This window comes from Acinetobacter sp. YH12249 (assembly GCF_013417475.1).
Lineage (GTDB): Bacteria > Pseudomonadota > Gammaproteobacteria > Pseudomonadales > Moraxellaceae > Acinetobacter.
In genome coordinates this window covers 1-25939 of the sequence record NZ_VPDX01000030.1, presented here as the reverse complement: position 1 = coordinate 25939, position 25939 = coordinate 1, and the positions used below count along the sequence as shown (strand labels likewise).

Genomic DNA, 25939 nt, shown 5'->3' with positions numbered 1-25939 from the left:
TTGAATGAAGTTTAAAGTTTAGGTGTTCTATGACAGATACTCGAGAGAATTGGTCGGCACGATCAGGATTTATTATTGCAGCCATTGGCTCTGCCGTTGGTTTGGGGAATATTTGGCGCTTTCCATACGTTGCCTATGAAAATGGTGGTGGGGCATTCCTGATTCCTTATCTGATTGCAATTTTTGCAGCAGGTTTACCTCTATTATTTTTAGATTATGCAGTTGGACATAAGTTCCGCAAAGCACCGCCGATGGCCTATAAAAAACTCATGAATGCAGAATCTCTGGGTTGGTGGCAGGTCATGGTGACCCTGATCATCGGGATTTATTATGCCAGCGTCCTGTCTTGGGCCGGCAGCTATATGATTTATTCCTTTGGACAGCAATGGGGCACGGATACACAAGCCTTTTTCTTCAATAGCTACCTGCAAAATGGTGAGGGCTTAACTTTCGGTTTCGTCCCTGTGCTGTTCTTTGGTCTGGTGATCGTTTGGGCAGCTGTGATGCTGATTCTTTACGGTGGGGTACGCCGTGGGGTGGAACTGGCGAATAAAATCTTCATGCCATTACTGGTAATTTTATTCACGATTCTGGTGATTCAGGCAGTACGTTTACCAGGTGCAGTCGATGGCTTAAATGCCTTCTTTACGCCAAACTGGGAAGCCATGACCAATTATAAAGTCTGGTTGGCTGCGTTTGGTCACATCTTCTTCTCACTCTCAGTGGGCTTCGGGATTATGTTGACCTATGCCTCTTACCTGAAACGTAAAACTAACCTGACCGGTTCAGGCGTTGTGGTGGCATTAGCTAACTCGTCTTTTGAAATCTTGGCAGGTATTGGAGTTTTTGCAGCGCTTGGTTTTATGGCGTTCAGTTCAGGTGCGAAAGTTGAAGATGTGGTATCTGGTGGTATCGGTCTGGCCTTTATTGCCTTCCCGAAAATCATTTCCAGCTTAGGTGCAGGCGGTGACCTGTTCGGCTTCCTGTTCTTTGGTTCATTAACGGTGGCAGGTATTACCTCTATGGTCAGTATTCTGCAGGTGCCAATTGCGGCATTCCAAGACAAACTTGGCTGGTCGAAGAACAAGTCAGTGACGATTATTGCAGGTGGTTCAGCAGTTGTATCCACCTTGATGTTCTCGACTCATAGTGCCATTACCTTTGTCGACATCATTGACTACTTCGCTAACAACATTGGTATTGTGGGTGGTGGTCTGTTCTCGATTATTTTATTGTCCTGGTTCCGTCGTCCATTGATGAAACAGCTGGAAACACATGTGAACGAGTTTGCCAGTCTGAAACTGGGTGGCAGCTGGAAGTTCATGCTGACTGTGATCACACCGTTATCTTTATTATCAGCATTAGGTTTAACCCTAAAATCAATCATGGCAGAAGGTTATGGTGATTATCCTGCAAGTACGCTATGGATGATTGGTGGGGGCACGATTGCATTCTTTATTCTGGGTGCCATTCTGTTCAGTCTAGTGAAAGATCGTCATAGTTAGGAGAACGAATATGAATACATCTGCATTGATTATGATGATTTTCTCCATGGTTTTATTATGGGGTGGTCTGGCACTGGCTGTCATGCATCTGGCAAAAAATCCAGAAGAACCAGAAGACTAAAAATCTTCACATAAACACATTGTTGCTGTAAATGAAAGTCATTATCATCTTTGGTGATAATGACTTTTTTAATGGGCAGACTTATGGGAATTGCTCCCGTTACCGATGCACAAGTCTATACCGCTTTTGCAGTGACATTTTTGGCAGGTCTGGCTACCCTCGTGGGTGGGGGATTGGTGCTGTTCTTGAAAAAACCGAATTACCGGGTTTTAGCCTTCGGACTGGCCTTTGCTGCGGGAGCAATGATCTATGTCTCGCTCACAGAAATTTTAAATAAATCGATCAGTTCTTTTAGCCTGGCTTTTGATGAAAAATCCGGTTTTGCTTATGGTACTTTTGCCTTTTTATTGGGTGTGGTACTGGTCTTATTGCTGGATCGATTCGTTCCTAATCCGCATGAAACCATTGAGGCACAATCGAAACAGGATATGAGTCAGCCGCAATTACTAAGAACAGGACTACTGACGTTATTTGCGATTAGTGCACATAACCTGCCAGAAGGATTGGCGACTTTTTTTGCGACGCTGGAAAGTCCTGCACTGGGTGCACCATTGGCGGTTGCCATTGCGATTCATAATGTGCCTGAAGGTGTTGCGATTGCATTACCGGTTTATGGTGCAACAGGCCGTAAAGACTATGCACTTGTGGCCAGTCTGGTTTCAGGCCTTGCTGAACCTCTGGGCGCTGCGCTGGGTTATTTCATTCTGGCGCCGTATATGAGTCATACCATTTATGGCATGGTGTTTGGGATTATCGGTGGGGTGATGGTTTATCTGGCACTGGATGAACTCTTGCCGACTGCAAAACGTTTTTCTAAAGGTCATGAAACCGTTTATGGTCTGGTCAGCGGTATGGCGGCACTGGCGACCAGTCTAGTGGTTTTTAAATTTGTACAATAAGAATCTCAAATCAAAACAATAAAAAAGGCAGCCGAAGCTACCTTTGCTTTTAGCAACCTAATTTAAGCAGTCTTTTCAATCCGGCAATAGAAGAAGCCATCGCCTTGACCGGTTTTAGGGAGAAGCTGACGACCATGGATCTGTTCAATGCCCCAATCGGCTTCGATCTTGATTTCCTTAGCATCTGTATGTTTGCTAAAGAATTCGACCATCTGCTGTTCATTTTCTGCTTTAAGAATTGAACAGGTGATATAGAGCAGGGTGCCACCGACTTTCAGTTGCTGCCACATATTTTCCAGAATCTGCTTTTGCAGCTCTACTGTCTGGGTAATATCGGTTGAATGACGTAACAGACGAATATCTGGATGGCGACGCATTACACCGATGGCTGAACATGGCGCATCCAGCACGATACAGTCCGGCTGTTCCGGTGCCTGCCAAGTGATGGCATCTGCGGCTTTAATTTCAACGTGTTCACCTTCCAGTAACAGGCGTTCAAGATTCTCAGTGACACGTGTTAAACGCTTGGCATCCTGATCCAGCGCAATCAGTTTACGCGGCTGATATTTTTCTAGAATATGCGCCGTTTTACCACCCGGTGCTGCACAGGCATCAATCACAAACTTGTCATCCAGATTTGGCAACAAGGTAGCGCAGAGCTGGGCATGTTCATCCTGTACCGAAAAACCACCGACATCAAAGCCAGGTAAGTCAGGTACCTGTACAGTGGCATCGAGAATAATCCCAACTTTGGAAACAGTACAGGCGTGCGCAGGAATTTCGTGCTCTTCCAGAATTTCCAGATAGTCTTCGCGGCTAACCTGACGTTCATTTACGCGCAAGGTCAGTGGAGCAATCTGCTTTAACTCATGACTCAATTCAGTAAGCTGTTCTGGCCAGTCTTTTTTCAGGCGTTTAAAGAGCCAGCTTGGCAAACCATGAGCTTGATCCAATGCTGCTTGAAATTCCGATGTTTCACGTGAAACACGGCGCAGGATGGCATTCACTACGCCACTTAAAGCCTGATAACCAAGTTGCTTTATTGCAGTCACGGTTTCAGAAATGGCAGCGTGTGGCGCGATTCGGGTTTCCAGTAACTGGTATAGGCCGACATAAAGACAGGTTTCGACCGTGTCATTATTTAAAGGCTTCACCAGCAGTGGCAGAGTAATACTTTTAAGTGCATACCATTGACGCAAAGTACCCAATACCAGTTCATGGAACAGGGCACGGTCACGGTCGGCCACTTTCTTTAAATGCAGCGGCAAGATACTGGCCAGAGATTGTCCTTGCTGTACAGCAAGTAAGGTACGAATCACTTGGGCACGCAAGTTAAGGTGAGATGTGCCTGATTCAGAATGACTCATGCCAATAATTGTCCTACATGTAATTTTTGGGTCTGGTTAATTTGTACCGGATTGAGCGGTTTGCCGCCCGGCCATTGCAGTGAAGTGAGACAAACTGCTTTCTCATCACCACAGGCCACATGCACACCCTGTTTATCAATTGCCAGAATCGTGCCGGCGGCATGACAGTGTGCATTTTTTTCTGAGAGTACCGAACCCCAAACCCGCAGGTTGTTATTTTCATCTAGAGGGATAAAAGCCACCGGCCAAGGATTAAAGGCACGGATATTACGGTCAATATTAGAGGCAGTACAGCTCCAGTCAATTCGGGCTTCTGCTTTAGATAGCTTATGAGCATAGACGGTAAGTTCTTCGTCCTGCACTTCCCGTGCGGCTAAATACTGTTGTAATTTTTCTTCAGATTCCAGTACCGCTACAATTGCTTCAGCACCTTGAGCAGCTAGTTTATCATGCAGGCTGGCTGAGGTATCTTCTGCAGTAATTGGACATAAGGTTTTATACATCATGTCACCAGTATCCAGCCCGGCAGCCATTTTCATGATGGTCACGCCAGTTTCGTGATCACCTGTTGCAATTGCACGTTGGATCGGCGCAGCACCACGCCAGCGTGGCAGCAGTGAACCATGAATATTCAGGCAACCATATTTAGGCGTATCCAGAACCACTTGCGGCAAAATCAGACCATAGGCAGCTACAACCATCACATCAGCATTCAACGCTTTTAACTCAGCCTGAGCAGCAAGACCTTCTTCAGTTGAAGACTTGAAATGAAGTGGCTGATATACCGGAATGTCATGGTCAAGCGCCAGCTGTTTCACAGCAGAAGCGGTAAGTTTCTGACCACGACCGGCTTTACGGTCCGGCTGAGTATAGACCGCCACAATTTCATGATCGGTTTTGAGAAGCGCAGCCAATGCAGTTGCTGCAAATTCTGGTGTGCCTGCAAATATGATTTTCACACATGAAATTCCAAATAAACTTGGCAGCTATTATAAGCTAAAAGCCAAATGGCCGCCTAATCTACAATGCACTTAACTGTTACAGCGATTATAGATTCCTACTTTTAATTAAATTTTATATAAAAAAAACTCATGCAAATTCTAAAAATTATTCATGAAAGTTTTGTATTGTCCGATCCATGATGGCGGTATAGTAGCTTTATTAAGAGATTTTTATTGTCAGCTCACCGAGACCTCTCTATAGACATTTTTGTCTGCATCTACAACGAATAGGTCATCTTGTAAAACAATGGCTTGTAGTATGATAGGTCTAACATTCGACTGATTTAAGCTCATTGTCAGTATGATCTAGCCAGAGTGAACCTTTTTCGGTTCATTTCAAGCTCAAACTTTGTTGGAAATATAAAATGCCTGACTATCGTTCAAAAACATCGACACACGGAAGAAACATGGCGGGTGCGCGTGGCTTATGGCGCGCAACTGGGATGAAGGATGAAGACTTCGGTAAACCGATTATTGCCGTGGTGAACTCATTCACTCAGTTTGTACCGGGTCATGTTCACCTTAAAGATCTAGGCCAACTCGTGGCACGTCAGATTGAACAGGCAGGCGGTGTAGCAAAAGAATTCAATACCATTGCTGTTGATGACGGCATTGCGATGGGTCATGACGGTATGTTGTATTCACTGCCTTCACGCGACCTGATTGCTGACTCGGTGGAATATATGGTCAGCGCACACTGTGCCGATGCCATGGTGTGTATCTCGAACTGTGACAAGATCACTCCGGGGATGTTGATGGCAGCAATGCGTCTGAACATTCCAGTGGTCTTCGTGTCTGGCGGTCCGATGGAAGCCGGTAAAGTAAAAATTCGTGGTAATGACAAAGCCATCGACCTGATCGATGCGATGATCGTCGCTGCAGATGATAACTATACTGATGAAGAAGTTGCGGAATACGAACGTTCTGCATGCCCAACCTGTGGTTCATGTTCAGGCATGTTCACTGCGAACTCAATGAACTGTTTGACTGAAGCATTGGGTCTATCACTTCCAGGTAACGGTTCAACTTTGGCAACGCATGCGAACCGTAAGAAACTGTTCGAACGTGCAGGTTCTCTCATTGTTGAACTGGCAAAACGCCATTATGAACAAGACGATTACAGCGTATTGCCACGTTCAATGGTGACTAAAGCTTCGTATGAAAATGCCATGACTTTGGATATCGCAATGGGTGGTTCAACCAATACCGTTCTGCATTTGTTAGCTGCTGCAAACGAAGCAGGTGTGGACTTCACTATGGATGACATCGACCGTCTGTCTCGTAAAGTACCGGTGCTTTGTAAGGTCGCTCCTGCAAAGAATGACGTGCATATGGAAGACGTGCACCGTGCCGGCGGTATTATGTCGATCCTCGGTGAACTGGATCGTGCAGGCCTGTTAGATACCTCTGTTGGTACGGTTCACGAAGCAACACTTAAAGATGCTTTAGATAAATGGGACATCATCCGTACTGAAGATGAAGAAGTGTATAAATTCTTTAAATCAGCACCAGGTGGTGTACCGACTCAGACTGCATTCTCACAAGACCGTTACTACTCACGTCTGGATGGCGACCGTGAAAATGGTGTGATCCGTAATGCAGAACATGCTTTCTCTAAAGACGGTGGTCTGGCTGTACTTTATGGCAACATCGCGCTGGATGGCTGTATCGTAAAAACGGCTGGTGTAGATGAATCAATCCTGAAATTCAACGGTACTGCCCGTGTATTTGAAAGCCAGGATTCTGCGGTAGATGCGATTCTGGGTGGCAAAATCACAGCAGGTGATGTAGTCGTCATTCGTTATGAAGGTCCACGCGGTGGCCCTGGTATGCAGGAAATGCTATACCCAACCAGCTACCTGAAATCAAAAGGTCTTGGTAAAGAGTGCGCGCTTCTGACTGACGGCCGTTTCTCTGGTGGTTCTTCAGGTCTGTCGATTGGTCACGTTTCTCCGGAAGCAGCTGAAGGTGGTGCAATCGGTCTGGTGGAAGATGGCGATCGTATCGAAATCGATATTCCAAACCGTACCATTCATCTGGCTGTTGATGATGCGACTATGGCCGCTCGTCGTGCTGCTCAAGATGAAAAAGGCTGGCATCCAGTGGAAGACCGTCCACGTAAGATTTCTAAAGCCCTAAAAGCCTATGCGATGCATACGACTAGTGCGGCGAAAGGCGCAGTACGTGAAATCTAAGCTGTAAATTTTTATAGCGCAAAAAAGCACTCCAGAGGGGTAATGCCAGTCAGTTAAGAGATTGACTGGCATTTTTTTGGGTATTTCTGTGGTTTCCCTTTCACAACTCGTGGGTAGTTTCTACTTCTTTTTTTCGGTAAAACATACCTTTTAGATTTTTCCATTAAACTTTCTAGATGTTTAGGCAAATTGCCTGCGGAAGCCAAAGAATCAAACTTCAATAGGTTAAGGATAGCAATAGAGGTAATATGAAAGCTCATTCTCAAAGGACTGACTTTTGCACGTTGCGCCATATATTTCATTTGTCTTCTTAGAATATTATAGGCAATAAAGACTCCCCATAATTCTTGATAAATCAAGGCAGGTTGTTTACTCCTTAAATGCTTCCCTTCCTGTAAGTTACTCTTGATTTCTCGGTAACACATTTCTATTTCCCAACGCTGGGCATAGAGTTTTGCTAAAGCTAATAATGGATATCTCTTTGAATCTATTAGTGAAGTGATATAACGTCTAATCTTACCTGCCTGCTCAACCTCAATGAGACGTGCCTCCCAATAGTCTCCTAAGGCTGGATTAAGTTTTTTAGCTCTTGTTGATATCGGCATTCTAATATGAAAGTCATGTTGCGAATTACGCTCCACAATCTCATACCGTAAATTATCTTTTGCACGCATAAGCCAATGACTTTCTTCTGCACGTTTTTGCCACCCGATGAGAAAATCTGCAGAGAAATAGGCTCGATCAAATAGGGTAATACTGTGTGAACAAGGAGATAATTGGCTTGCCAGTGTGAGTTCACCTTGATCCATACTGCCTATTTGAGCATCTATAATTTCATGGGTCGCGGTATTTACTAAGCAGGTTGCTCTCACTTGTGGATAAGGAGCATCAGCAGTTTTTCCTTTAGATGAACCAAAGTGTGCAAAATTCTCATCTGTATAAGGCATAGACCAAACAACACCATCAACAGCGCACACACTCAGACCGTGAAAGTTTGAGTATTGCTGCTGAGATTCTTCAAACCAGGCTTGGCTAAGTAAAGAAAATAGTGCATTTAAAGGTTCTGATCCTAAACGTTGTCGTGCTTGTACTACTGCGCTAGGAACACAATATTCTGTTGTACCAAATACAAGTTTTAGCTGTTCTACGACATATCCGATAGGTTGATTTCGAAATAAAGCGAGTCCAATGACAAGCCACACCACATGTTCAGCAGGTAACTTCCTTCTTCTAATTGATGCCTTACCTGTTTGATGCAGACTTTCCTCAATCCAGTTGAAATCAATAAATTCACTAAAATGGCTAAGTGAAGGTAAAGAATGTTGAAGGGTGCAATCTAAATTTTCAGATAAAGTCATAAAAAAATGAGCGTATTTACATACACTCATTTTTACTACATTTTACTAATATTTGCTTAACTGACTGGCATTACTCCAGAGGGGTGCTTTTTTTTATTTTTGATAATTGCACTACCTCAAATAACTGAATCAGATACACAGAGTCTTACTTTTATCTAAAGATCGCTTTCTATACAATCGAATAAAACCTAGACAGCTTTTAAGCTTCACAAGAATTACATCCAGGACGATTAAAATGAGTAAAGACAATATCCGAGAACATTCTGCTCCCGTCTATGAAGGCATCGAAAATGCACCGGCCCGATCCATGATGCGTGCCACCGGTTTTCAGGATGAAGACTTTACTCGTCCGTTTATCGGGATCGCGTCGACCTGGGCCAATGTGACCCCTTGCAATATGCATATTGATGGCCTGGCACGTACAGTCGAGCAGGGCGTGAATGCTGCCGGTGGTAAGGGGATTATCTTCAATACCATCACTATTTCCGACGGGATCTCGAACGGGACTGAAGGGATGAAATACTCCTTGCTGTCGCGGGAAATTATTGCCGATTCGATTGAAGCAGTAGTTGGTTGTCAGGCCTATGATGGCGTGATTGCCATTGGCGGTTGTGACAAAAACATGCCGGGCTGCATCATGGGCTTGGCACGTTTAAACCGTCCAGGTCTGTTTATTTATGGTGGCACCATCAAGCCGGGTGAAGGGCATACCGACATGATTTCGGTATTTGAAGCGGTGGGTCAGCATGCCAAAGGCGAAATTAATGCGATTCAGGTGAAACATATTGAAGAAGTGTCTTTGCCAGGGCCGGGTTCTTGTGGGGGGATGTATACCGCCAATTCTATGGCCTCTGCGATTGAAGCGCTCGGCATGAGCCTGCCAGGCTCATCCGCACAGGAAGCGGTGTCTGAAGACAAGCAGATTGACTGTGCCCGTGCTGGTGAAGCAGTGATGAATCTACTGCGTCTGGATATCAAGCCACGTGACATCATGACCAAAGCGGCTTTTGAAAATTCAATTAAAGTATTGATTGCATTGGGTGGATCAACCAATGGAGTGCTGCATCTGTTAGCCATGGCGCATACAGCTGGTGTTGAGCTGAGCCTAGATGACTTTGTACGAATTGGTAAAGAAATTCCTGTAGTCGCCGATGTCCGTCCATCCGGTAAATATCTAATGTCGGAACTGATTGCCATTGGTGGGATCCAGCCATTGATGAAACGCATGCTGGATGCTGGCATGCTAGATGGTTCCTGCCTGACTGTGACCGGAAAAACACTGGCAGAAAACCTGGCAGATGTAGAAGATTATCCTGAAGACCAGCAGATTATTTTGCCATTCGACCAACCGGTGAAAAAAGACTCGCATCTGATCATTATGAAAGGCAACCTGTCACCAAATGGCGCAGTCGCCAAAATTACCGGTAAGGAAGGTCTATATTTCAAAGGACCGGCCCGCGTGTTTGAAGGCGAACAGGGTGCGATGCGCGGGATTCTGGATGGCGAAGTTCAGCCAGGTGAGGTAGTCGTGATTCGCGGTGTAGGTCCTAAAGGTGGACCGGGCATGCCGGAAATGCTAAAACCGACTTCTGCTATTATTGGTAAAGGTCTGGGGGATTCAGTCGCACTGATTACTGATGGCCGTTTCTCAGGCGGAAGTCATGGTTTTGTGATTGGTCATGTCACACCGGAAGCCTATGAGGGTGGCCCGATTGGTCTGGTGCAAAATGGCGATGAAATTTCCATTAATGCGGAAACCCGTGAAATGACCTGGCATATTTCGGATGAAGAGCTTGCTGCACGTCAGGCGGCCTGGGTGAAACCGAAACCGAATTACACTCACGGGGCACTGGCGAAATTCGCCAAACTGACCTCTGGGGCGGAGACCGGGGCCGTGACTGACCTAAATCTTGAAATCTAAAGTCCTAGAAAACATTGAACATTTGTTGCTGACTTGATATAAGTTTTGCACAAGACTTATATCAGGTCATAAACATCCTCATAATAGGATGTTGAATAAAACGATCCTGCTGGCAAGGGCTGGCATGACAAAATCTTTTCGAGGCACCTCTCATGTCCCTGCTACGCCGTTGGTTTGATCCAATCCGATCGAGTTGGTTTTACCAGAAACCAGTTCGTCAAACGGTGTTATCTATTGAAGATGGCTTGAGCATCCATTTAAGATTGGATGATGTTTATAGTTATCTGGCGGTACAACAGTTACCGCAACTGGAAGAAATTCTCAGTCCGGAACTGAAGCCACTCAAAGTCATTATTTCAGATCAGCGGGCTGAGCCGCCTAATCAGATGTCTTTTGATGAATGGCAGCACTATTGCCTGAATGATGCCAAAATTTTATCTAAACAGCATCGTTTTAGCTTTCATGAGACCCCAGAATTACCGACAGCTGAAGCCTTAAAGCAGGCAGAAACTATCCTGAGAAATACACCGTTACGCGGACAGGATTTTCTGTATTTGCTGGAAGATGTCTTTCATATGCTCTGGCAAAAACAGAACGGAAAATTACTCACCTTATATGCGATGGCTAGCCGTCATCATGCGCCGCAGAATTTTCCGGAACGAATTTTTGAGCATAGTCCGATTCTGGCCAGCTATTTCCAGTTTGGCGGACGTCAGTATCAGGCGGTAGATGACCTGTTACGTCTGACCCGTCGCCTGAAACAGCAGAGATTACTGACCGGCAATCCGATTTTCCTGATCAATCATATTGAATGGCGCGAGCATCTGATCAGTGATGCCGAAGAGCTGAATGAAATCCAGTCCATGGATCCTGAATTGGATTTGTATATCGCTCTGGAAGATCCGATTTCCTGGTTGTTACTGGCTTATATCAAGGAAGAGCTGGCTGATTTTTATAATATCCAGTTGAATGTCTATCCGTTGTCTTATCAGGGACGGGACTGGTTTGACTGGAGTCTGGCGACGCGCTTATCCAAGCGGACTGAAGTCAAATTTACCCCATTCTGCCGGCCAACCGAGCAGGCTGTAATGCCGATGGCGCAATTGTTTTATAGCTGTCCGGAAGAGCAACGGATTGAAGCCATGTATCAGATTCTGGAAGCGGTCTGGACCCGTGGTTATGATCTGTCTTATGCGGCACATTTCAAGCGTATGCAGCAGGAACTGAATATTACTGAACTGACCCAGGAAGATGTTCTGGCCAAGTTGCAGGAAAATGACACCTTATGTGAAATGAAGTCCCAGCCGAATTTACCGGTGCTGGAACTGCGTATTGATGGGCAAAGTTATACATTTAATAGCTTATATCGTGTCTGGATGATTGAAAGTATTTTCAGTAATGTGTTAGAAGAAAAGTATAAGAGTGATAACTAAACTGAAAGTGACTGAATAAACATGGAAAAAATCAAAGCTGAATCATTACAACATGCACGTCAACAGATCGATGCCATTGATACAGCTTTAGTCGAGCTGATCGCTGCGCGTCAATTTTATGTTGATCAAACCACCCGTTTTAAAAAAACTGAAACTGATCTGCAATCACCGGAGCGTATGGAACAGATCGTGGAAAATGTCAAAGCCTTGGCACAACAGCAAGGTGTGGATCAGGCGTTTATTGAACATCTGTACCGGGAAATGTTCCAGTATTTCATTCAGCGTGAACTGAAAGAATTCCGTCCTTAAACAATTTTCATATCCGATTTTTGCTGATGAATCTGATGAGTTTCGGCACATCCATCTGAAGCCTCAACATTTGCTTGAGGCTTCCTTCTTAAAACCCTGATTTTACTCTATTCGTGATTTCTATAGCATGAGCTTAAATCAATTTAGGGTCATCAGATGACTGCTTTTGTTATTGTTATTTTTGCTTTGGCTGGTCTGATTAAAGGCACCATTGGATTAGGTTTGCCTGCGGTGTCCATGGGTTTGCTGACCATATTTATGAGTCCATTTCAGGCAGCAACTTTACTGATAGTACCTTCGATGCTGACCAATTTCTGGCAACTTTTTGCCGAAGGTCATGTACTGAAGCTGATTCGCCGTTTCTGGCTGTTGCTAGCAGGCATTATCGTGGGTTCAGTCTGGAGTATTTTCCCGACTTTAGGTCATTCTGAATTTCATAGTGAAGCTTTATTGGGCGGGATGCTTGCTCTATATGGCCTATATGGTTTATTGGCGAAACGGATGCCAGATTTAAGCCCGCATGAAAAGTGGCTTTCTCCGATTATGGGATATCTCGGGGGGGCCTTGACCGTGGCAACTGGGGTAGTGGTAATTCCAGTGGTGCCTTATTTGCAAACCCTGCATTTAAAACGTGATGATCTGGTTCAGGCCTTAGGATTGGTATTTACTACCTCGACGGTATGTTTGGCAGTTTTTCTGCACCGAAACCCGGTGGAAGATATGCCGATTGATTATGCCATGTCGGCGATTGCACTGATTCCAGCCTTGATCGGGATGTGGTTCGGTAAAAAAATCCGTTCCCGTATCCCTGAACAGAAATTCCGGACAGTATTTTTTATCGGCCTGATCGCCTTAGGCAGCTATATGATGCTGCATCAATTCGGCTGGATTTAATTCAGGATTTTTTGTACATCTGCAGAAATGAGGAACTGGCTAAAGTGCTGATAGGCCGTGCTCAGTTCATCAAAGTTCTTTGCAGCTAACAATAACTTACGGTTGGCCCAATCTCCTGTCAGCTGGATTTGCTGAAATGCATAGAGCTTGGCTAAACGTTGTGCAGCACGTTTTGGCATGATCGCGATACCTACACCATTGGCCACAACCTGGGCAATGGCGGCAAAATTTGGTAAGCGTAAGCGATATTGAATTTCACAGTTCAACAAGCGGGCCTGGGTTTCAATCGACTGCTGCAAAGAGTGATATTGCATCAGACCAACAAAGGGATAATTCAGACAGTCTGCTAATGTTAATGCCTGGTTCGTTGCCAGATCATGCTGTTCAGGGCAGATCAGCACCAGAGGATCATCTGAAAATTCCAGGGTCTGTAATTGCGGCGCAGGAAAAAAGCTGGAAATAAGTCCTAGCTTGGCAGTGCCACTCGCTAAAGCCGCAATGATGTCATTGCTCTCTGCTTCTTTGAGGTCGATCTGGATATTTGGGTTATTTACCAAATACTGTGGCAATAATAGGGGAAGATACTCACTTTGTGCTGAAGAGTTACACCATAAGCTGATATTGGAATTGAGTCCTTCACTAAAACCGGCCATGGCTTGAGACAACTGTTGTCCCTGTTGTAACAGAGCTTGGGCATGCTCAGCAAAGACCTGACCTGCAAAAGTCATTTTCACCCCGCCAGAATGGCGGCTGAACAGACTGACCTGATATTGCTGTTCCAGCTTTTTAATCCGCTCACTGGCTGCCTGTAAAGAAATGGCAGAGCGTTCAGCACCTTTGGTCAGACTACCTGTGTCGACTATATTGAGAAAAAGACGTAAATCAAAAAAATCCAGACGCATCGGCAGGATGCTCATATAAAAGATCAGGCCTATTTAAACAATTCTTGCGATATAAAAAAAGCAGCCCGGAGGCTGCTTGAAAATTTAAGTCTTCACATTATTTTTTATCGACCAGGCTAAAGAACCAGTTCAGGAACAGTGCAGCAAAGGTCGCTGTACCAATTCCACCTAGGTTAAAGTTACCGAAGGTCAGGGCAAAGTCACCCGTACCCAGAATAATCGTTACTGCTGCCACCATCAGGTTTTTGTTCTGTGAAAAGTCTACTTTATTTTCGATCCAGATTTTCGCACCGGCAATAGTAATCAAACCAAAGACCACAATAGAGGCACCGGTTAAAATCGCCGTCGGAATGGTATGAATAATCGCACCAAACTTCGGTGATAAACCGAGGAATACCGCAAATACACCCGCAACAGCAAAGATAATCGTTGAATAGACACGGGTAACTGCCATCACACCGATGTTCTCACCATAGGTGGTCATACCCGGTGCGCCCACACCACCTGCCAGAGTAGTAGCAATCCCGTCTGCCACAAAGGCTTTACCAATATGCGGATCCAGGTTTTCACCGGTCATGGCGCCCACGGCTTTAATATGTCCCAGGTTTTCTGCAATCAAAATCAGGGCAATCGGTGCAATGATCAGCATGGCATTGGTATCAAATACAGGCGCATGGAAGCTTGGAACACCAAACCAGCCCGCTTGCTGAATTGGCGCAAAATCAATTGCAGTACCATAGCCCATCACATTACTTAAAATGTAGTAAATGAAGTAAGCCAGCAATAAACCGATCAAGAGCAATAAACGCTGTACCAGACCTTTGGTAAACACCGCAATGGAACCCATACACAGTACGGTCACCAGTGACATCCACATATTAAAGGTATTGCCCATGACGTTTTTCACAGTCACAGGGGCCAGGTTCAGACCAATAATCATCACCACCGCACCAGTCACCACAGGCGGCATCAATTTTTCAATCCAGCGGGTTCCCGTTGCCATCACCAGAACACCCATCAAGGCATAAAGCACACCACAGGCAATAATCCCGCCAGCGGCGACACCAATATTGGGATTCAGTCCGCCAGCACCTGCATAACCGGTTGCCGCAATCACTACCCCAATGAACGCGAAGCTTGAACCCAGATAACTTGGTACACGACCACCCGTGATCAGGAAGAACAGGATGGTACAGATCCCCGACATTAAAATGGCCAGATTGGGATCAAAACCCATTAGAAATGGCGCCAGTACCGTCGCACCGAACATGGCAAAGGCATGTTGTACCCCCAAGATCAGGGTCTGGGCAGGCGGTAAATACTCTGCGGTACCTACTGGTCGTGCATCGATACTACCCTCATAAGGGCGCCACTTGGGAAACCAATTGGACATAAAATGAGCACTCAAAAGATAAATTGTGCACATCATACTCTTGTTTTTTAGAAGATTTAATCACTGAAACAAAATTTTTGTTCAAATTAATTCTATGACTTTATTTGAGATTTTACCGTGCGGTAAAAGTTTTTTAACTCAAAACTAAAGTTAAATCAGTGGATTAATTCCCGGACAATTCATATTCAACATCTATAAGTAATTTTAATTTGATATATAAATAAAGCTTTTTTTGGCTATTGACTGATCAATAAAAAAGCACATCGTGTAGATGTGCTTTAAATGGAAGAGAAAAAAATCAACCGGTATTTCGTAAACCGGCGGCAATGCCGGCAATACTCACCATTAGGGCATGATCGACTGGCGTGTGTTCAGCCTGCTGCTGTTCCAGATATAATCGACGACGTTTCATCAGTTCGGCTTGCAGTAAATGGAGCGGTAACAGATAAGGTTTACGCACCGTCATGGACTGGTCCAAGACACCATTACTGCTCAGCAGTTTTGATTCATCTTTTAAAGTGAGTAGGGTCTGGATGGCATCTTGCAAGCGTTGACGCAGTTCCGTGCCGAGCTCTTTCAGGTCTTCATCCTGAGTCAGATGTGATTCGTAATAGAGCGCGACATTGCTGTCTGCTTTGGAGAGTACCATTTCCAGCATATCAATTAAGGTCTGGAAATAAGGCCATTCGGTTAGCATCTCATCCAGAATTGTACGTTGCCCTTGATCCAGTACCTCATTTAATGCGGCACCGGTACCCAGCCAAGCCGGTAACATCAGACGGATTTGGGTCCAGGCGAATACCCATGGAATGGCACGCAAGGATTCAATCCCGCCGCTGACCTTACGTTTGGCAGGACGTGAACCAAGCGGCAACATTTGTAATTCCAGTTCTGGGGTCACGGTACGCAGGTATTTTACGAAATGCGGATTTTCACGTACCGTCTGACGATAGACTTGTACTGACAGATCCGTCATTTTATGCATCAGATCACGCCATTCCGGTTTCGGTTCAGGTGGCGGTAATAAAGTCGCTTCCAGCGTCGCCGCTGTATAAATTTCCAGATTTTGTAGTGCGATTTCTTCCAGACCGAATTTAAAGCGAATCATTTCACCTTGTTCAGTCACCCGAATGGCCCCTGAAATAGAGCCTGGTGGTTGCGAGAACAAGGCTTGCTGGGTGGGTGCACCGCCGCGGCTGATCGAACCGCCACGGCCATGGAACAAGGTCAACTGGATATCATGCTGTTTAGCAACTGCGGTCAGTTCTTCCTGCGCACGGTACTGTGCCCAGTTGGCTGACATAAAGCCGGCATCTTTGGCCGAATCCGAATAACCAATCATGACTTCATGCTTACCCTGAATATGCTGTTTGTACCAATGCATATTAAAGAGTGTCGACATGGTGTCAGCAGCGCCGTCGAGATCTTTTAAGGTTTCAAATAAAGGTACTACCCGTAAAGGCTGTTTAATCCCGGCTTCTTTTTGCAGCAGCAAGACAGCCAGCACATCACTTGGGTATTCGGCCATGGAAATAATATAGGCACCCAGAGATTCACTTGGCTGTTCAGCCAGCGTGTGCATAGTGGTAAACACTTCCTGCACATCCGGATGTTCAATCAGGCTACCCGCTGGTTCATTCAGGTGTTTAGGTAGTAGAGGCCGTTTACTTTGCAGTTCCTGCAACAGGAAGTTTTGACGGGCCTGTTCAGTCCAAGTTTCGAAATTACCCAGACCCAGATATTCAGTAATGGCTGAAATGGCCTGACGATGACGACCGGATTCCTGACGGATATCCAGTTTGAGGAGTTCAATTCCGAAACAGTTCACCCGGTAAATCAGGTCCAGCAGACTGCTATTGGCAAGTTCTGCCAGATTGCACGCCATCAATGAGCGATAACAGGTCAGTAACGGTTTTAATAACTCATCTTTACTTTTAATGACCCGACTATCATCCGCATCTTTGCCATGCAGTTTTTCAGCCAGCCAGGCACGGGTGATTTTTAGACGTTCACGGATATCGCGTAAATATTCACGGTAGGGTTCAGGATGTTGATGGCCTAATGCCTGTGTAATTTCATCACTGCATTGCTGAATAGAAAGTTCCCAGCGCAGGTTTTCAATATCACGCAGATAAAGATCAGCTGCTTTCCAGCGCGACAACCACAATACTTCCTGAGTCACATTATGTGTCACATTCGGGTTGCCATCCCGGTCGCCACCCATCCAGGAAGCGAAACGTACCGGAGCAACATCTAGCGGCAAAGTCTGGCCACATTGTTCCTCAACCATGCCGTTCAGTTCACGGATAAATTTGGGTACAGCATTCCAGAGGGTTTGTTCAATTGTCGTAAAGCCCCATTTGGCTTCATCCACCGGGGTTGGACGATGCTGACGGATTTCATCAGTTTGCCAGGCAGAACTGATGAGCTGTTTTAAGTCAGCCAAAACTGCCTGACGTTCACGCGGGGTTAGCTTCTGCTGGTCGAATTTGGACAGGGCATTATTGATGCCATCATATTTTTGGATCAGGGTGCGTCGGCTGACTTCTGTTGGATGTGCGGTCAGCACCAGTTCAATCTTTAATTCACAGATTTGCTGATATAAGGTTTCTGCAGAAATTTCTTGCTGTTTGAATTTTTCAAATAAAGGAACCAGAGGATTTGGAGATTCTGTGCTTTCCTCAAATTCGCTTTGACGGCGACGACGTACCACATGGTACTGTTCGGCAATATTGGCAAAGTTTAAGAAATGGGTGAAGGCACGGGTCAATGGCAGGATTTCATGATCTTCTAAAGTCAGGAATAATTGTTCCAGCTGTTTTTCTGCTTCCACCTGTCCATCGCGAGCGCCTTTCGATAAGGCCCGAATTTGCTCGACCTGATTAAACAAATCTTGCCCCGCATGTAACTTCAGGGTTTCTCCCAGCAAATTACCCAGTAAACGTACGTCTTCGCGTAGAGGTGCATCAATCTGTTGAACCATTTTTTATTTCCCTCCGATTCTTCCTTTGACTATACCCCGACTGCATGACAATCCAAGTCTTTTGCAGACAAAAGTTGAATATCATTTGTTGATAATTGAACGAATTTTAGTCCTTACGCTGTTGCAAGGATCAGGCCAGATAGAAGAAATTTAACGGGAAATTGCATATTTCAGCATAAAGATCTCGATGGCCTGCTGAATGATCTGATGGCGTTGCTGCATGTCGGGTAGCGGACTTAAGCCCAATAAGACTTTGTGATGTCGCATACCTAACAGTAAGGACACCATCAGTTCGGTCTGATGCTGCGGATCATCAGTCTGGATAAATTGATGTTGCTGCGCCTGCTCAAAGAAATCATGCCAGGCCTGATTCAGCTTGATATGTGAGGCTGTATAAAAACGTTCCGCCAACGGATTTTTTTCATAGGCCAGTTGCATGATGAGCAGGTCCAGTTTGAGAGCTTCCGGCAGATTGGCAATATTGAATGAGCGCAGACAGATCTGATACAGCTCCTGCTGAAAATCACTATCAGGCTGCAGAACTTTAGGAGATTCTTGCAGAATTGCCTCACAGGTTTCTTCAACCGCACAGCTAAACAGCGTGGCCTTATCCTGAAAATGATTATAGACAGTGAGTTTGGTCACACCGGCTTCCAGCGCAATCTGGTTCATGCTGGAACCATGATAACCATGCTGTAAAAACAGCTGTTTCGCTGCGTTCAGAATACGCTGGCGTTTCTCCAGATCCTTGGGTCGTCCAACCGGTATTTGCACAATTTCATCCGAAAAAAATCAATATGGTCATTGTTTTAACTGCAGAATCCTAATTAGTGTACCGAATGGTATATTAATTAAAAAATAAGCAATTTATATATCTACCTATTTTGCCCTAAAAATGATGATTAGATAAGAGCGAACAATAATGAGCACGATACAGAGCGCACTGGCTGGCATGATCGTCCTATGCAGTATGGCTTTCTCAGGATGTAGCAAGGACAGCGCTGCAGCAGAACAGGAAGTTCCATTTGTCATGGTGACCACACCGAAAACTTCACATCAGGAATTGAAAAGCTATGCCGGTGATGTCCAGGCACGTCAGCAAACAGCACTGGCGTTCCGGGTAGGCGGGCAGGTCACCCAGCGCTTTGTCGATGTGGGCGATCAGGTAAAAGTGGGGCAGGTCTTGGCGACCCTAGATGTGAAAGATGCTCAACTTCAATTAAATGCAGCACGTGCCCAGCTGGAAAGTGCTCAATCGGCCAGTAAAATTGCTCAGGATGAATTACAGCGTTTCAAGCAGCTGTTACCCACCAATGCCGTGAGCCGTTCGCAATATGATGCGATTGAAAACCAATATAAGGCAGCCGCGTCAAATCTGAAACAGGCCCAGTCCAATTATGATACGGCCAAAAATCAGACTGCTTATAACCAGCTCATTGCCAATAAAAGTGGGGTAATTACTGCACGTAATATCGAAATTGGTCAGGTCGTTGCAGCAGGGCAGGCGGCCTTTGAACTGGCGATAGCCGGTGAGCGTGAAGTCGTGATTGGGGTTCCTGAACAGGCGATTTCCGAAATTAAAACCGGTCAGCCGGCCTGGGTCACGTTATGGTCCAAACCGAATGAAAAATTTGCTGCCTTTGTTCGTGAGATTTCACCAGCAGCAGATCAATCGCGTACCTTCCGGGTGAAAGTGGCTTTACGCGAAGGTAATAATCAGATCCAGCTCGGTCAGAGTGCCCGGGTATTCTTCCAGAACAGTCAGGACAATGTCCTTAGCGTTCCTTTATCCAGTGTTTCAGCGACCGATCAGCAGGCCTATGTGATGGTAGTCAAGCCGGATCATACCATTCGTAAAGTACCGGTGCAGCTGGGTGCTTATGGTCGTGATTCTGTGCCAGTCCTCAGTGGTTTAAAGGCTGATGATTATGTGGTGATTGGTGGGGTGCATCTGCTGCGTGACCAGCAAAAAATCAATCCGATTGACCGTGAAAACCGTAGTGTGAAAATTCAGGCAGGGAGTTAAGTATGAACTTTAACCTGTCTGAATGGGCCTTAAAGAATAAAGGTCTGGTACTGTATTTCATGATCCTGCTCGGTTTGGTGGGCATCGTATCCTATTCCAAACTGTCACAAAGTGAGGATCCGCCGTTTACCTTTAAGGTGATGGTAATCCAGACCTACTGGCCGGGTGCCAGTGCTAAAGAAGTGTCCTTACAGGTCACGGATCGGATTGAAAAAGAGTTGATGACTACCGGACAGTATGACCGGATCATGGCCTATTCCCGTCCGGGGGAATCCATGGTGACTTTTATTGCCAAGGATTCTTTGGCTTCCAAGGATGTCGCGGATGTCTGGTATAACGTTCGTAAGAAAATCAATGATATTCGCCATGAATTACCGCAAGGCGTACAAGGTCCATTCTTTAATGATGAGTTTGGTGATACCTTTGGCAACATCTATGTCATTAAAGGCAATGACTTCGATTATGCGACGCTTAAAGAATATGCCGACCGTTTACAGTTACAGCTGCAACGGGTCAAGGATGTCGCCAAAGTTGAACTGATTGGGCTTCAAGACCAGAAAATCTGGATCGAAATCTCTAACACCAAAGCTACCCAGCTCGGTATTCCGGTGACTGCTATTCAGCAGGCACTGCAGCAGCAAAATGCCATGACTCAGGCGGGCTTTTTTGAAACCGGTTCTGACCGGATTCAGGTGCGGGTCAGTGGTGCGCTGAATAATGTCGAAGAACTGCAGCAGCTACCTTTACTGGTGAATGGCAAGACCATCCAGCTTGGCGATGTGGCGGAGGTTTATCGTGGCTTTACCGATCCGGCCCAGCCACGGATGCGCTTTATGGGCGAAAATGGCATCGGCATTGCTGTATCGATGCGTAAAGGCGGTGACATCATTGCCTTGGGTAAAAATCTGGAACGGGAATTTGCCCGATTGCAGAAAACTTTACCTTTAGGAATGGATCTGCAAAAAGTTTCCGATCAGCCGGTAGCGGTGAAACGCAGTATTAATGAATTTATGAAAGTTCTGGCCGAGGCCGTGATTATTGTTCTCTTGGTGAGTTTTTTCTCACTCGGGTTCCGTACTGGTCTGGTGGTGGCTTTCTCGATTCCGTTAGTATTGGCGATGACCTTTGCCGGGATGCAACTGTTTGATGTTGGCCTGCATAAGATTTCTCTGGGTGCCCTGATTCTGGCACTTGGCCTGTTGGTCGATGACGCGATCATTGCCATAGAAATGATGGCAATCAAAATGGAGCAGGGCTTTAGCCGCTTACAGGCGGCCGGTCATGCCTGGCGGACGACTGCTTTTCCAATGCTGACCGGAACCCTGATTACTGCTGCCGGTTTCCTGCCGATTGCGACAGCAGCGTCGAGTACCGGGGAATATACCCGCTCGATTTTCCAGGTGGTGACGCTGGCACTGTTGGTGTCCTGGATTGCCGCAGTTCTGTTTGTGCCTTATCTGGGCGATAAACTCCTGCCAGATTTTAACAAGGATCTGGTGCAAAGAGCGCCATGGTATCAACGTCTCTGGGCGCGTTTACGCAAACGCCCTGAACCGGATCCGCTGGTGCATCATGCCGGCGAACATCATGATCCTTATCAAACCAAGTTCTATCAGGGCTTTCGCCGTTGGGTAAATATCTGTGTCACCTACCGTAAAACGGTCATCGCGGCGACTGTCGGGATTTTTGTGCTATCCATTTTGATGTTTAATCTGGTGCCAAAACAATTCTTCCCGCCATCGAACCGTGCCGAAATTCTAGTGGATCTGAAACTGGAAGAGGGTGCTTCATTAAAAGCGACTGAAGCGGCAGTAAAAAAAGTTGAAAACTTCCTGTCCAAACAGGAGGGGATTGATAACTATGTGGTCTATGTTGGTACTGGTTCACCGCGTTTCTATTTACCTTTAGACCAGCAATTACCGCAAGCCAGTTTTGCCCAGTTTGTGGTCTTGGCTTCATCACTTGAAGACCGCAATGAAATCCGTAAATCCTTAAGTGACCAGATTCGGGTGCTGTTACCAGAAGCCCGTACCCGCGTATCTCTGTTGGAAAATGGCCCACCCGTCGGTTATCCATTACAGTTCCGTGTATCGGGTGAAGATCTGGGATTAGTCCGTCAATGGGCACAGAAAGTTGCAGCAACGGTCGGAGACAATCCGAATACCACCAATGTGCATCTGGACTGGGGCGAGCCAAGTAAAGTCATCAAGCTGGATATCGATCAGGATCGTGCCCGTCAGCTGGGAGTAAGCAGTAGCGATTTGGCGAATTTCCTGAATAGCTCAATTTCTGGAACTGCGATTGATCAATATCGTGAAAAACGTGAACTGATTGAAATCCGTTTACGGGGTGATCAGGCTGAACGTGTCGATGTCGGTTCACTGAGTAGTCTGGCTGTACCAACTACAAATGGGAGTTCAGTTCCTCTGGCCCAGATTGCCAAGATCGAATACAGCTTTGAAGAAGGCCTGATCTGGCATCGGAACCGCTTGCCGACCATTACGGTACGGGCTGATATCCGGACGCAACTGCAACCGGCAACCGTGGTCAACGAGCTGAAAGATCAATTGGCGCAGCTCAGATCAGAAATGCCAAGTGGCTATCTGATTGAAGTAGGCGGAACAGTCGAAGAATCTGCGCGTGGGCAGAATTCAGTGAATGCGGGTATGCCATTATTTTTAGCGGTTGTGATGACTTTGCTGATGATCCAGCTTAGAAGTATCTCGCGTGCCTTTATTGTCTTCCTGACAGCGCCATTGGGCATTATTGGCGTGGTCTTATTCCTGTTAATTTTCAATAAACCTTTTGGCTTTGTGGCCATGCTGGGTACGATTGCTTTGTCAGGCATGATCATGCGTAACTCATTGATTCTCATTGACCAGATTGAACAGGATATTCAGGCCGGTGAGTCGCAATGGAATGCAATTATCAATGCCACAGTGCGCCGTTGCCGTCCGATTGTCCTGACTGCACTGGCTGCCGTTCTGGCCATGATTCCTTTATCCAGAAGCATTTTTTTCGGGCCAATGGCGGTTGCCATTATGGGAGGATTGATCGTTGCAACGCTATTAACGCTGTTTTTCCTGCCAGCCTTATATGCACAATGGTTTAAAGTGAAAAAAAGTTTAAATTCTGTTTAAATTTGTCATAATTTCAGGTGCGAAATATTGAAAATTTCAATATAGTAGTACCTGATTTTTTAATAATTCAAAAAAGACATACTGCTGCGGAACTCGCTTGTGCTGGGCCGCACACTAAGGTTGACTAAACATGACTCAAGACACACTCACCAAGATGCGACGCTCCGTGGCGATGGCTTATGTCTTCATGTTTTTTGCTTTGTTTACAGTGGTAAGCGGCATATTCGCCTACTGGTATGCACGTAAGGTGACCCAGATTGATTATGCCGAAGTCTGGTTACAGGCACAGGCACTCTGGATCATGCGTAATATTGTAATTTATTCAGTACTCGCGATTTTTGCAGCGCTCTGGTTCATTCCATTATTTTTCTTCGCCTGGGATAGCCAGCTTTGGGTGAAAGCCTGCACAGTCGCAGGTGTAGTATTCAGCTTTATTGCCATTATTTTCCTCATTAATGCCTGGTTCAAAGGTATCTTCAAATTTTCTCAAAACAAAGCCGTATTCTAAGCTTTCAATTTTTTTTCAGAATTCCCCTTGTAAAGCTGGGTTTAACCCCAATTTTAGACCACAGTCAATATTAAATAGAATTCCGTGAGGAGCATCGCCAGACATGGCTAAACGTGATTATTATGAGGTTTTGGGCGTCTCTAAAACCGCTAGTGATGATGAAATTAAAAAAGCCTACCGTAAGTTGGCGATGAAATATCATCCAGACCGTAACCCGGACAATCCTGAAGCTGAAGAGAAGTTTAAAGAAGCTTCAGAAGCGTATGAAGTTCTGTCAGACAGCGAAAAACGCAGCATGTACGACCGTATGGGCCATCAAGCCTTTGAAGGTGGTATGGGCGGTGGTGCTGGCGGCTTCGGTGGTTTCAGTGCGGAAGATATTTTCAGCCAGTTTGGGGATATTTTCGGTGGAGCCTTTGGTGGGGGGGGGCGTGGCCAGCAACGTCAACGCCGTGGTTCAGACTTACGCTATGTGATGGAATTGACGCTTGAAGAAGTAGTCAAAGGCGTTAAGAAAACCATTACTTTTACTGCACCAGCGCCATGTGACGCCTGTGATGGTAAAGGTTCTAAAAATCCGAACGATGTTGAAACCTGTCCAACCTGTCATGGTGCCGGCCAGGTACGTATGCAGCAAGGTTTCTTCTCGGTACAGCAAACCTGTAGTACCTGTCGTGGCCAGGGCAAGATCATCAAGAATCCATGTAATAAATGTCATGGTTCAGGTGTATCTGACCGTCAGCAAACTTTGGAAGTTACTATTCCAGCCGGTGTGGACAATGGCGACCGCGTACGTTTGACTGGTAAAGGTGAAGCGATTCGTGATGGCCAATCAGGTGATCTATACGTTGAAGTCGTGGTACGTGAACACGAAATCTTCCAGCGTGACGGTGCAGATCTGTATATGGATGTGCCAATTTCAATTGCGGATGCAGCTTTGGGTAAAGAAGTTCAGATTCCGACATTAGATGGTCGTGTCAGCCTGAAAATTCCTGAAGGTACGCAAACCGGTAAACTGTTCCGCCTACGTGGTAAGGGCGTGAAACCAGTACGTTCAAGCATGCAAGGTGATCTGCTTTGCCGTGTTGTTGTAGAAACACCAGTGAACCTGACTGCACGTCAACGTGAACTGTTGAAAGAGTTGCAAGCGACCATGGAAGATGAGGGCAGCCAGTCTTCTCCAAAGAAAAAATCTTTCTTTGATCGGTTGTTTGACTGATCTGGATAGATAAAAAAGGACGCTCAGGCGTCCTTTTTTATAGCTTAAATTCGGAAAAGATGTATAAGTTAATTATTAGATAAAAATAATGAGAAAATTATTCTTTTAATGATATTGGCTTTTTAAGAAGGATTTATACCCCTCACGCAGAGAAATATAAATCCTGTCATATTATTGAGCTTCAGTTGCTTGAGCTTCTGATGCTGGAGCTTCGCTTGCAGGTGCTTCAGCAGCTTGAACTTCAGACGCAGCTGTTTCAGTTGCAGCAGGAGCTGTTTGTGCTACTTCTTCAGCAGCAAAAGTTTGTGATGCAGCAATTAACGCTACCCCGGCAAAAGTTAATTGAACTAATTTCATATAAATTTCCTTGTATTAAAAATAGTGTACTACTCAGTACACTTGGCAAAAATGTTGACATAAAATGTAGATATTGATGTTTTTTTGTGTGTACTTATGTTTACTAATGTAGTTTGATGTTATTTAAATAACTGAAATATAAGATTAATCATTAATCTCATAAAATTGAGCAAGTGGCAAAATATATAAGAAAATGGATTTGTTAATGTGATGTATGTCACATATTTGCACATTTAAAGGATGAAATTTAATTTAAATACTAAAAGAAAAACCCCAGCATCCTAATCTGCACCCCGAAAGTTGGACACTCTTAGTCTAATTTGAAGGGTGCTTTTTAATGGCTAAATATTCTCAAGAATTCAAATTAAAAGTTGTTGAACATTACTTGTCTGGTCATGGTGACTCTGT

General features: G+C 45.4%; 20 protein-coding genes. 12 read left to right on the top strand and 8 right to left on the bottom strand.

Going from position 1 to position 25939, the window contains the following annotated elements; translation table 11 throughout:
• Nucleotides 1-29: 29 nt before the first annotated feature.
• The 3 genes from FTV25_RS13570 to zupT all read left to right on the top strand — a co-directional run bounded on the left by FTV25_RS13570 (nucleotide 30) and on the right by zupT (nucleotide 2525).
• Entirely contained in the window at nucleotides 30-1505 is a 1476-nt protein-coding gene (locus FTV25_RS13570) for a sodium-dependent transporter (RefSeq protein ID WP_125279821.1), read from the top strand.
• Between the two features lie 10 nt (nucleotides 1506-1515).
• Nucleotides 1516-1626 carry a methionine/alanine import family NSS transporter small subunit gene (locus FTV25_RS13565; protein WP_004780392.1) on the top strand — a complete coding sequence of 37 codons (111 nt, stop codon included), beginning with the start codon at nucleotides 1516-1518 and terminating at the stop codon, nucleotides 1624-1626.
• 83 nt (nucleotides 1627-1709) lie between these two features.
• Nucleotides 1710-2525, top strand: coding sequence for a zinc transporter ZupT (gene zupT, locus FTV25_RS13560; RefSeq protein WP_180004129.1), 816 nt, complete (start codon nucleotides 1710-1712; stop codon nucleotides 2523-2525).
• A gap of 62 nt (nucleotides 2526-2587) precedes the next feature.
• Here zupT and rsmB read toward each other — a convergent pair whose 3' ends face one another.
• A complete protein-coding gene (gene rsmB, locus FTV25_RS13555) occupies nucleotides 2588-3892 on the bottom strand; it encodes a 16S rRNA (cytosine(967)-C(5))-methyltransferase RsmB (RefSeq protein ID WP_180004131.1) in 1305 nt (434 codons plus the stop codon).
• A complete protein-coding gene (gene fmt, locus FTV25_RS13550) occupies nucleotides 3889-4851 on the bottom strand; it encodes a methionyl-tRNA formyltransferase (RefSeq protein WP_180004133.1) in 963 nt (320 codons plus the stop codon). Before fmt ends, rsmB begins: the two co-directional genes overlap by 4 nt.
• Before the next feature lie 407 nt (nucleotides 4852-5258).
• Here fmt and ilvD (FTV25_RS13545) point away from each other — a divergent pair, with 407 nt between their 5' ends.
• Nucleotides 5259-7088: a dihydroxy-acid dehydratase gene (gene ilvD, locus FTV25_RS13545; protein ID WP_081402678.1), complete on the top strand. Its 1830-nt coding sequence runs from the start codon at nucleotides 5259-5261 to the stop codon at nucleotides 7086-7088.
• A 53-nt stretch (nucleotides 7089-7141) separates the two neighbouring features.
• Here ilvD (FTV25_RS13545) and FTV25_RS13540 read toward each other — a convergent pair whose 3' ends face one another.
• Nucleotides 7142-8446 (bottom strand): IS4 family transposase, encoded by a 1305-nt coding sequence (locus FTV25_RS13540; protein ID WP_004784488.1) that lies wholly within the window; start codon nucleotides 8444-8446, stop codon nucleotides 7142-7144.
• Nucleotides 8447-8681: 235 nt separating this feature from the next.
• Between FTV25_RS13540 and ilvD (FTV25_RS13535) the strand changes: the two genes are divergently transcribed.
• The 4 genes from ilvD (FTV25_RS13535) to FTV25_RS13520 all read left to right on the top strand — a co-directional run bounded on the left by ilvD (FTV25_RS13535) (nucleotide 8682) and on the right by FTV25_RS13520 (nucleotide 13003).
• Entirely contained in the window at nucleotides 8682-10367 is a 1686-nt protein-coding gene (ilvD, locus tag FTV25_RS13535; RefSeq protein ID WP_166137416.1) for a dihydroxy-acid dehydratase, read from the top strand.
• A 152-nt stretch (nucleotides 10368-10519) separates the two neighbouring features.
• Nucleotides 10520-11800: a hypothetical protein gene (locus tag FTV25_RS13530; protein ID WP_180004135.1), complete on the top strand. Its 1281-nt coding sequence runs from the start codon at nucleotides 10520-10522 to the stop codon at nucleotides 11798-11800.
• A 21-nt stretch (nucleotides 11801-11821) separates the two neighbouring features.
• Nucleotides 11822-12109 (top strand): chorismate mutase, encoded by a 288-nt coding sequence (locus FTV25_RS13525; protein ID WP_004780403.1) that lies wholly within the window; start codon nucleotides 11822-11824, stop codon nucleotides 12107-12109.
• 156 nt (nucleotides 12110-12265) lie between these two features.
• Nucleotides 12266-13003 (top strand): sulfite exporter TauE/SafE family protein, encoded by a 738-nt coding sequence (locus FTV25_RS13520; RefSeq protein ID WP_180004137.1) that lies wholly within the window; start codon nucleotides 12266-12268, stop codon nucleotides 13001-13003.
• Here the strand turns inward: FTV25_RS13520 and FTV25_RS13515 are convergent.
• From FTV25_RS13515 to FTV25_RS13500, 4 genes are all read right to left on the bottom strand, one after another.
• Entirely contained in the window at nucleotides 13000-13905 is a 906-nt protein-coding gene (locus FTV25_RS13515) for a LysR family transcriptional regulator (protein ID WP_180004148.1), read from the bottom strand. The two genes, FTV25_RS13520 and FTV25_RS13515, sit on opposite strands and share 4 nt — an antisense overlap.
• Before the next feature lie 97 nt (nucleotides 13906-14002).
• Nucleotides 14003-15298: a solute carrier family 23 protein gene (locus tag FTV25_RS13510; RefSeq protein ID WP_005233183.1), complete on the bottom strand. Its 1296-nt coding sequence runs from the start codon at nucleotides 15296-15298 to the stop codon at nucleotides 14003-14005.
• 298 nt (nucleotides 15299-15596) lie between these two features.
• Nucleotides 15597-18281, bottom strand: a complete 2685-nt coding sequence (ppc, locus tag FTV25_RS13505) for a phosphoenolpyruvate carboxylase (RefSeq protein ID WP_180004139.1) — start codon at nucleotides 18279-18281, stop codon at nucleotides 15597-15599.
• Nucleotides 18282-18431: 150 nt separating this feature from the next.
• A complete protein-coding gene (locus tag FTV25_RS13500; protein WP_179992903.1) occupies nucleotides 18432-19055 on the bottom strand; it encodes a TetR/AcrR family transcriptional regulator in 624 nt (207 codons plus the stop codon).
• 148 nt (nucleotides 19056-19203) lie between these two features.
• Here FTV25_RS13500 and FTV25_RS13495 point away from each other — a divergent pair, with 148 nt between their 5' ends.
• The 4 genes from FTV25_RS13495 (at nucleotide 19204) to dnaJ (ending at nucleotide 25174) form a co-directional block, all read left to right on the top strand.
• Entirely contained in the window at nucleotides 19204-20307 is a 1104-nt protein-coding gene (locus tag FTV25_RS13495) for an efflux RND transporter periplasmic adaptor subunit (RefSeq protein ID WP_180004141.1), read from the top strand.
• A gap of 2 nt (nucleotides 20308-20309) precedes the next feature.
• On the top strand, nucleotides 20310-23447 hold the full coding sequence (locus FTV25_RS13490; protein ID WP_180004143.1) for an efflux RND transporter permease subunit: 3138 nt from the start codon (nucleotides 20310-20312) through the stop codon (nucleotides 23445-23447).
• Between the two features lie 130 nt (nucleotides 23448-23577).
• A complete protein-coding gene (locus tag FTV25_RS13485) occupies nucleotides 23578-23955 on the top strand; it encodes a hypothetical protein (protein ID WP_104426832.1) in 378 nt (125 codons plus the stop codon).
• A 103-nt stretch (nucleotides 23956-24058) separates the two neighbouring features.
• Complete coding sequence (dnaJ, locus tag FTV25_RS13480; RefSeq protein WP_180004146.1) at nucleotides 24059-25174, top strand: molecular chaperone DnaJ; 1116 nt, start codon at nucleotides 24059-24061, stop codon at nucleotides 25172-25174.
• 171 nt (nucleotides 25175-25345) lie between these two features.
• On the opposite strand, the gene FTV25_RS13475 is transcribed toward dnaJ, so the two are convergent.
• Complete coding sequence (locus FTV25_RS13475; protein WP_004780424.1) at nucleotides 25346-25531, bottom strand: hypothetical protein; 186 nt, start codon at nucleotides 25529-25531, stop codon at nucleotides 25346-25348.
• Between the last annotated feature and the right edge of the window lie 408 nt (nucleotides 25532-25939).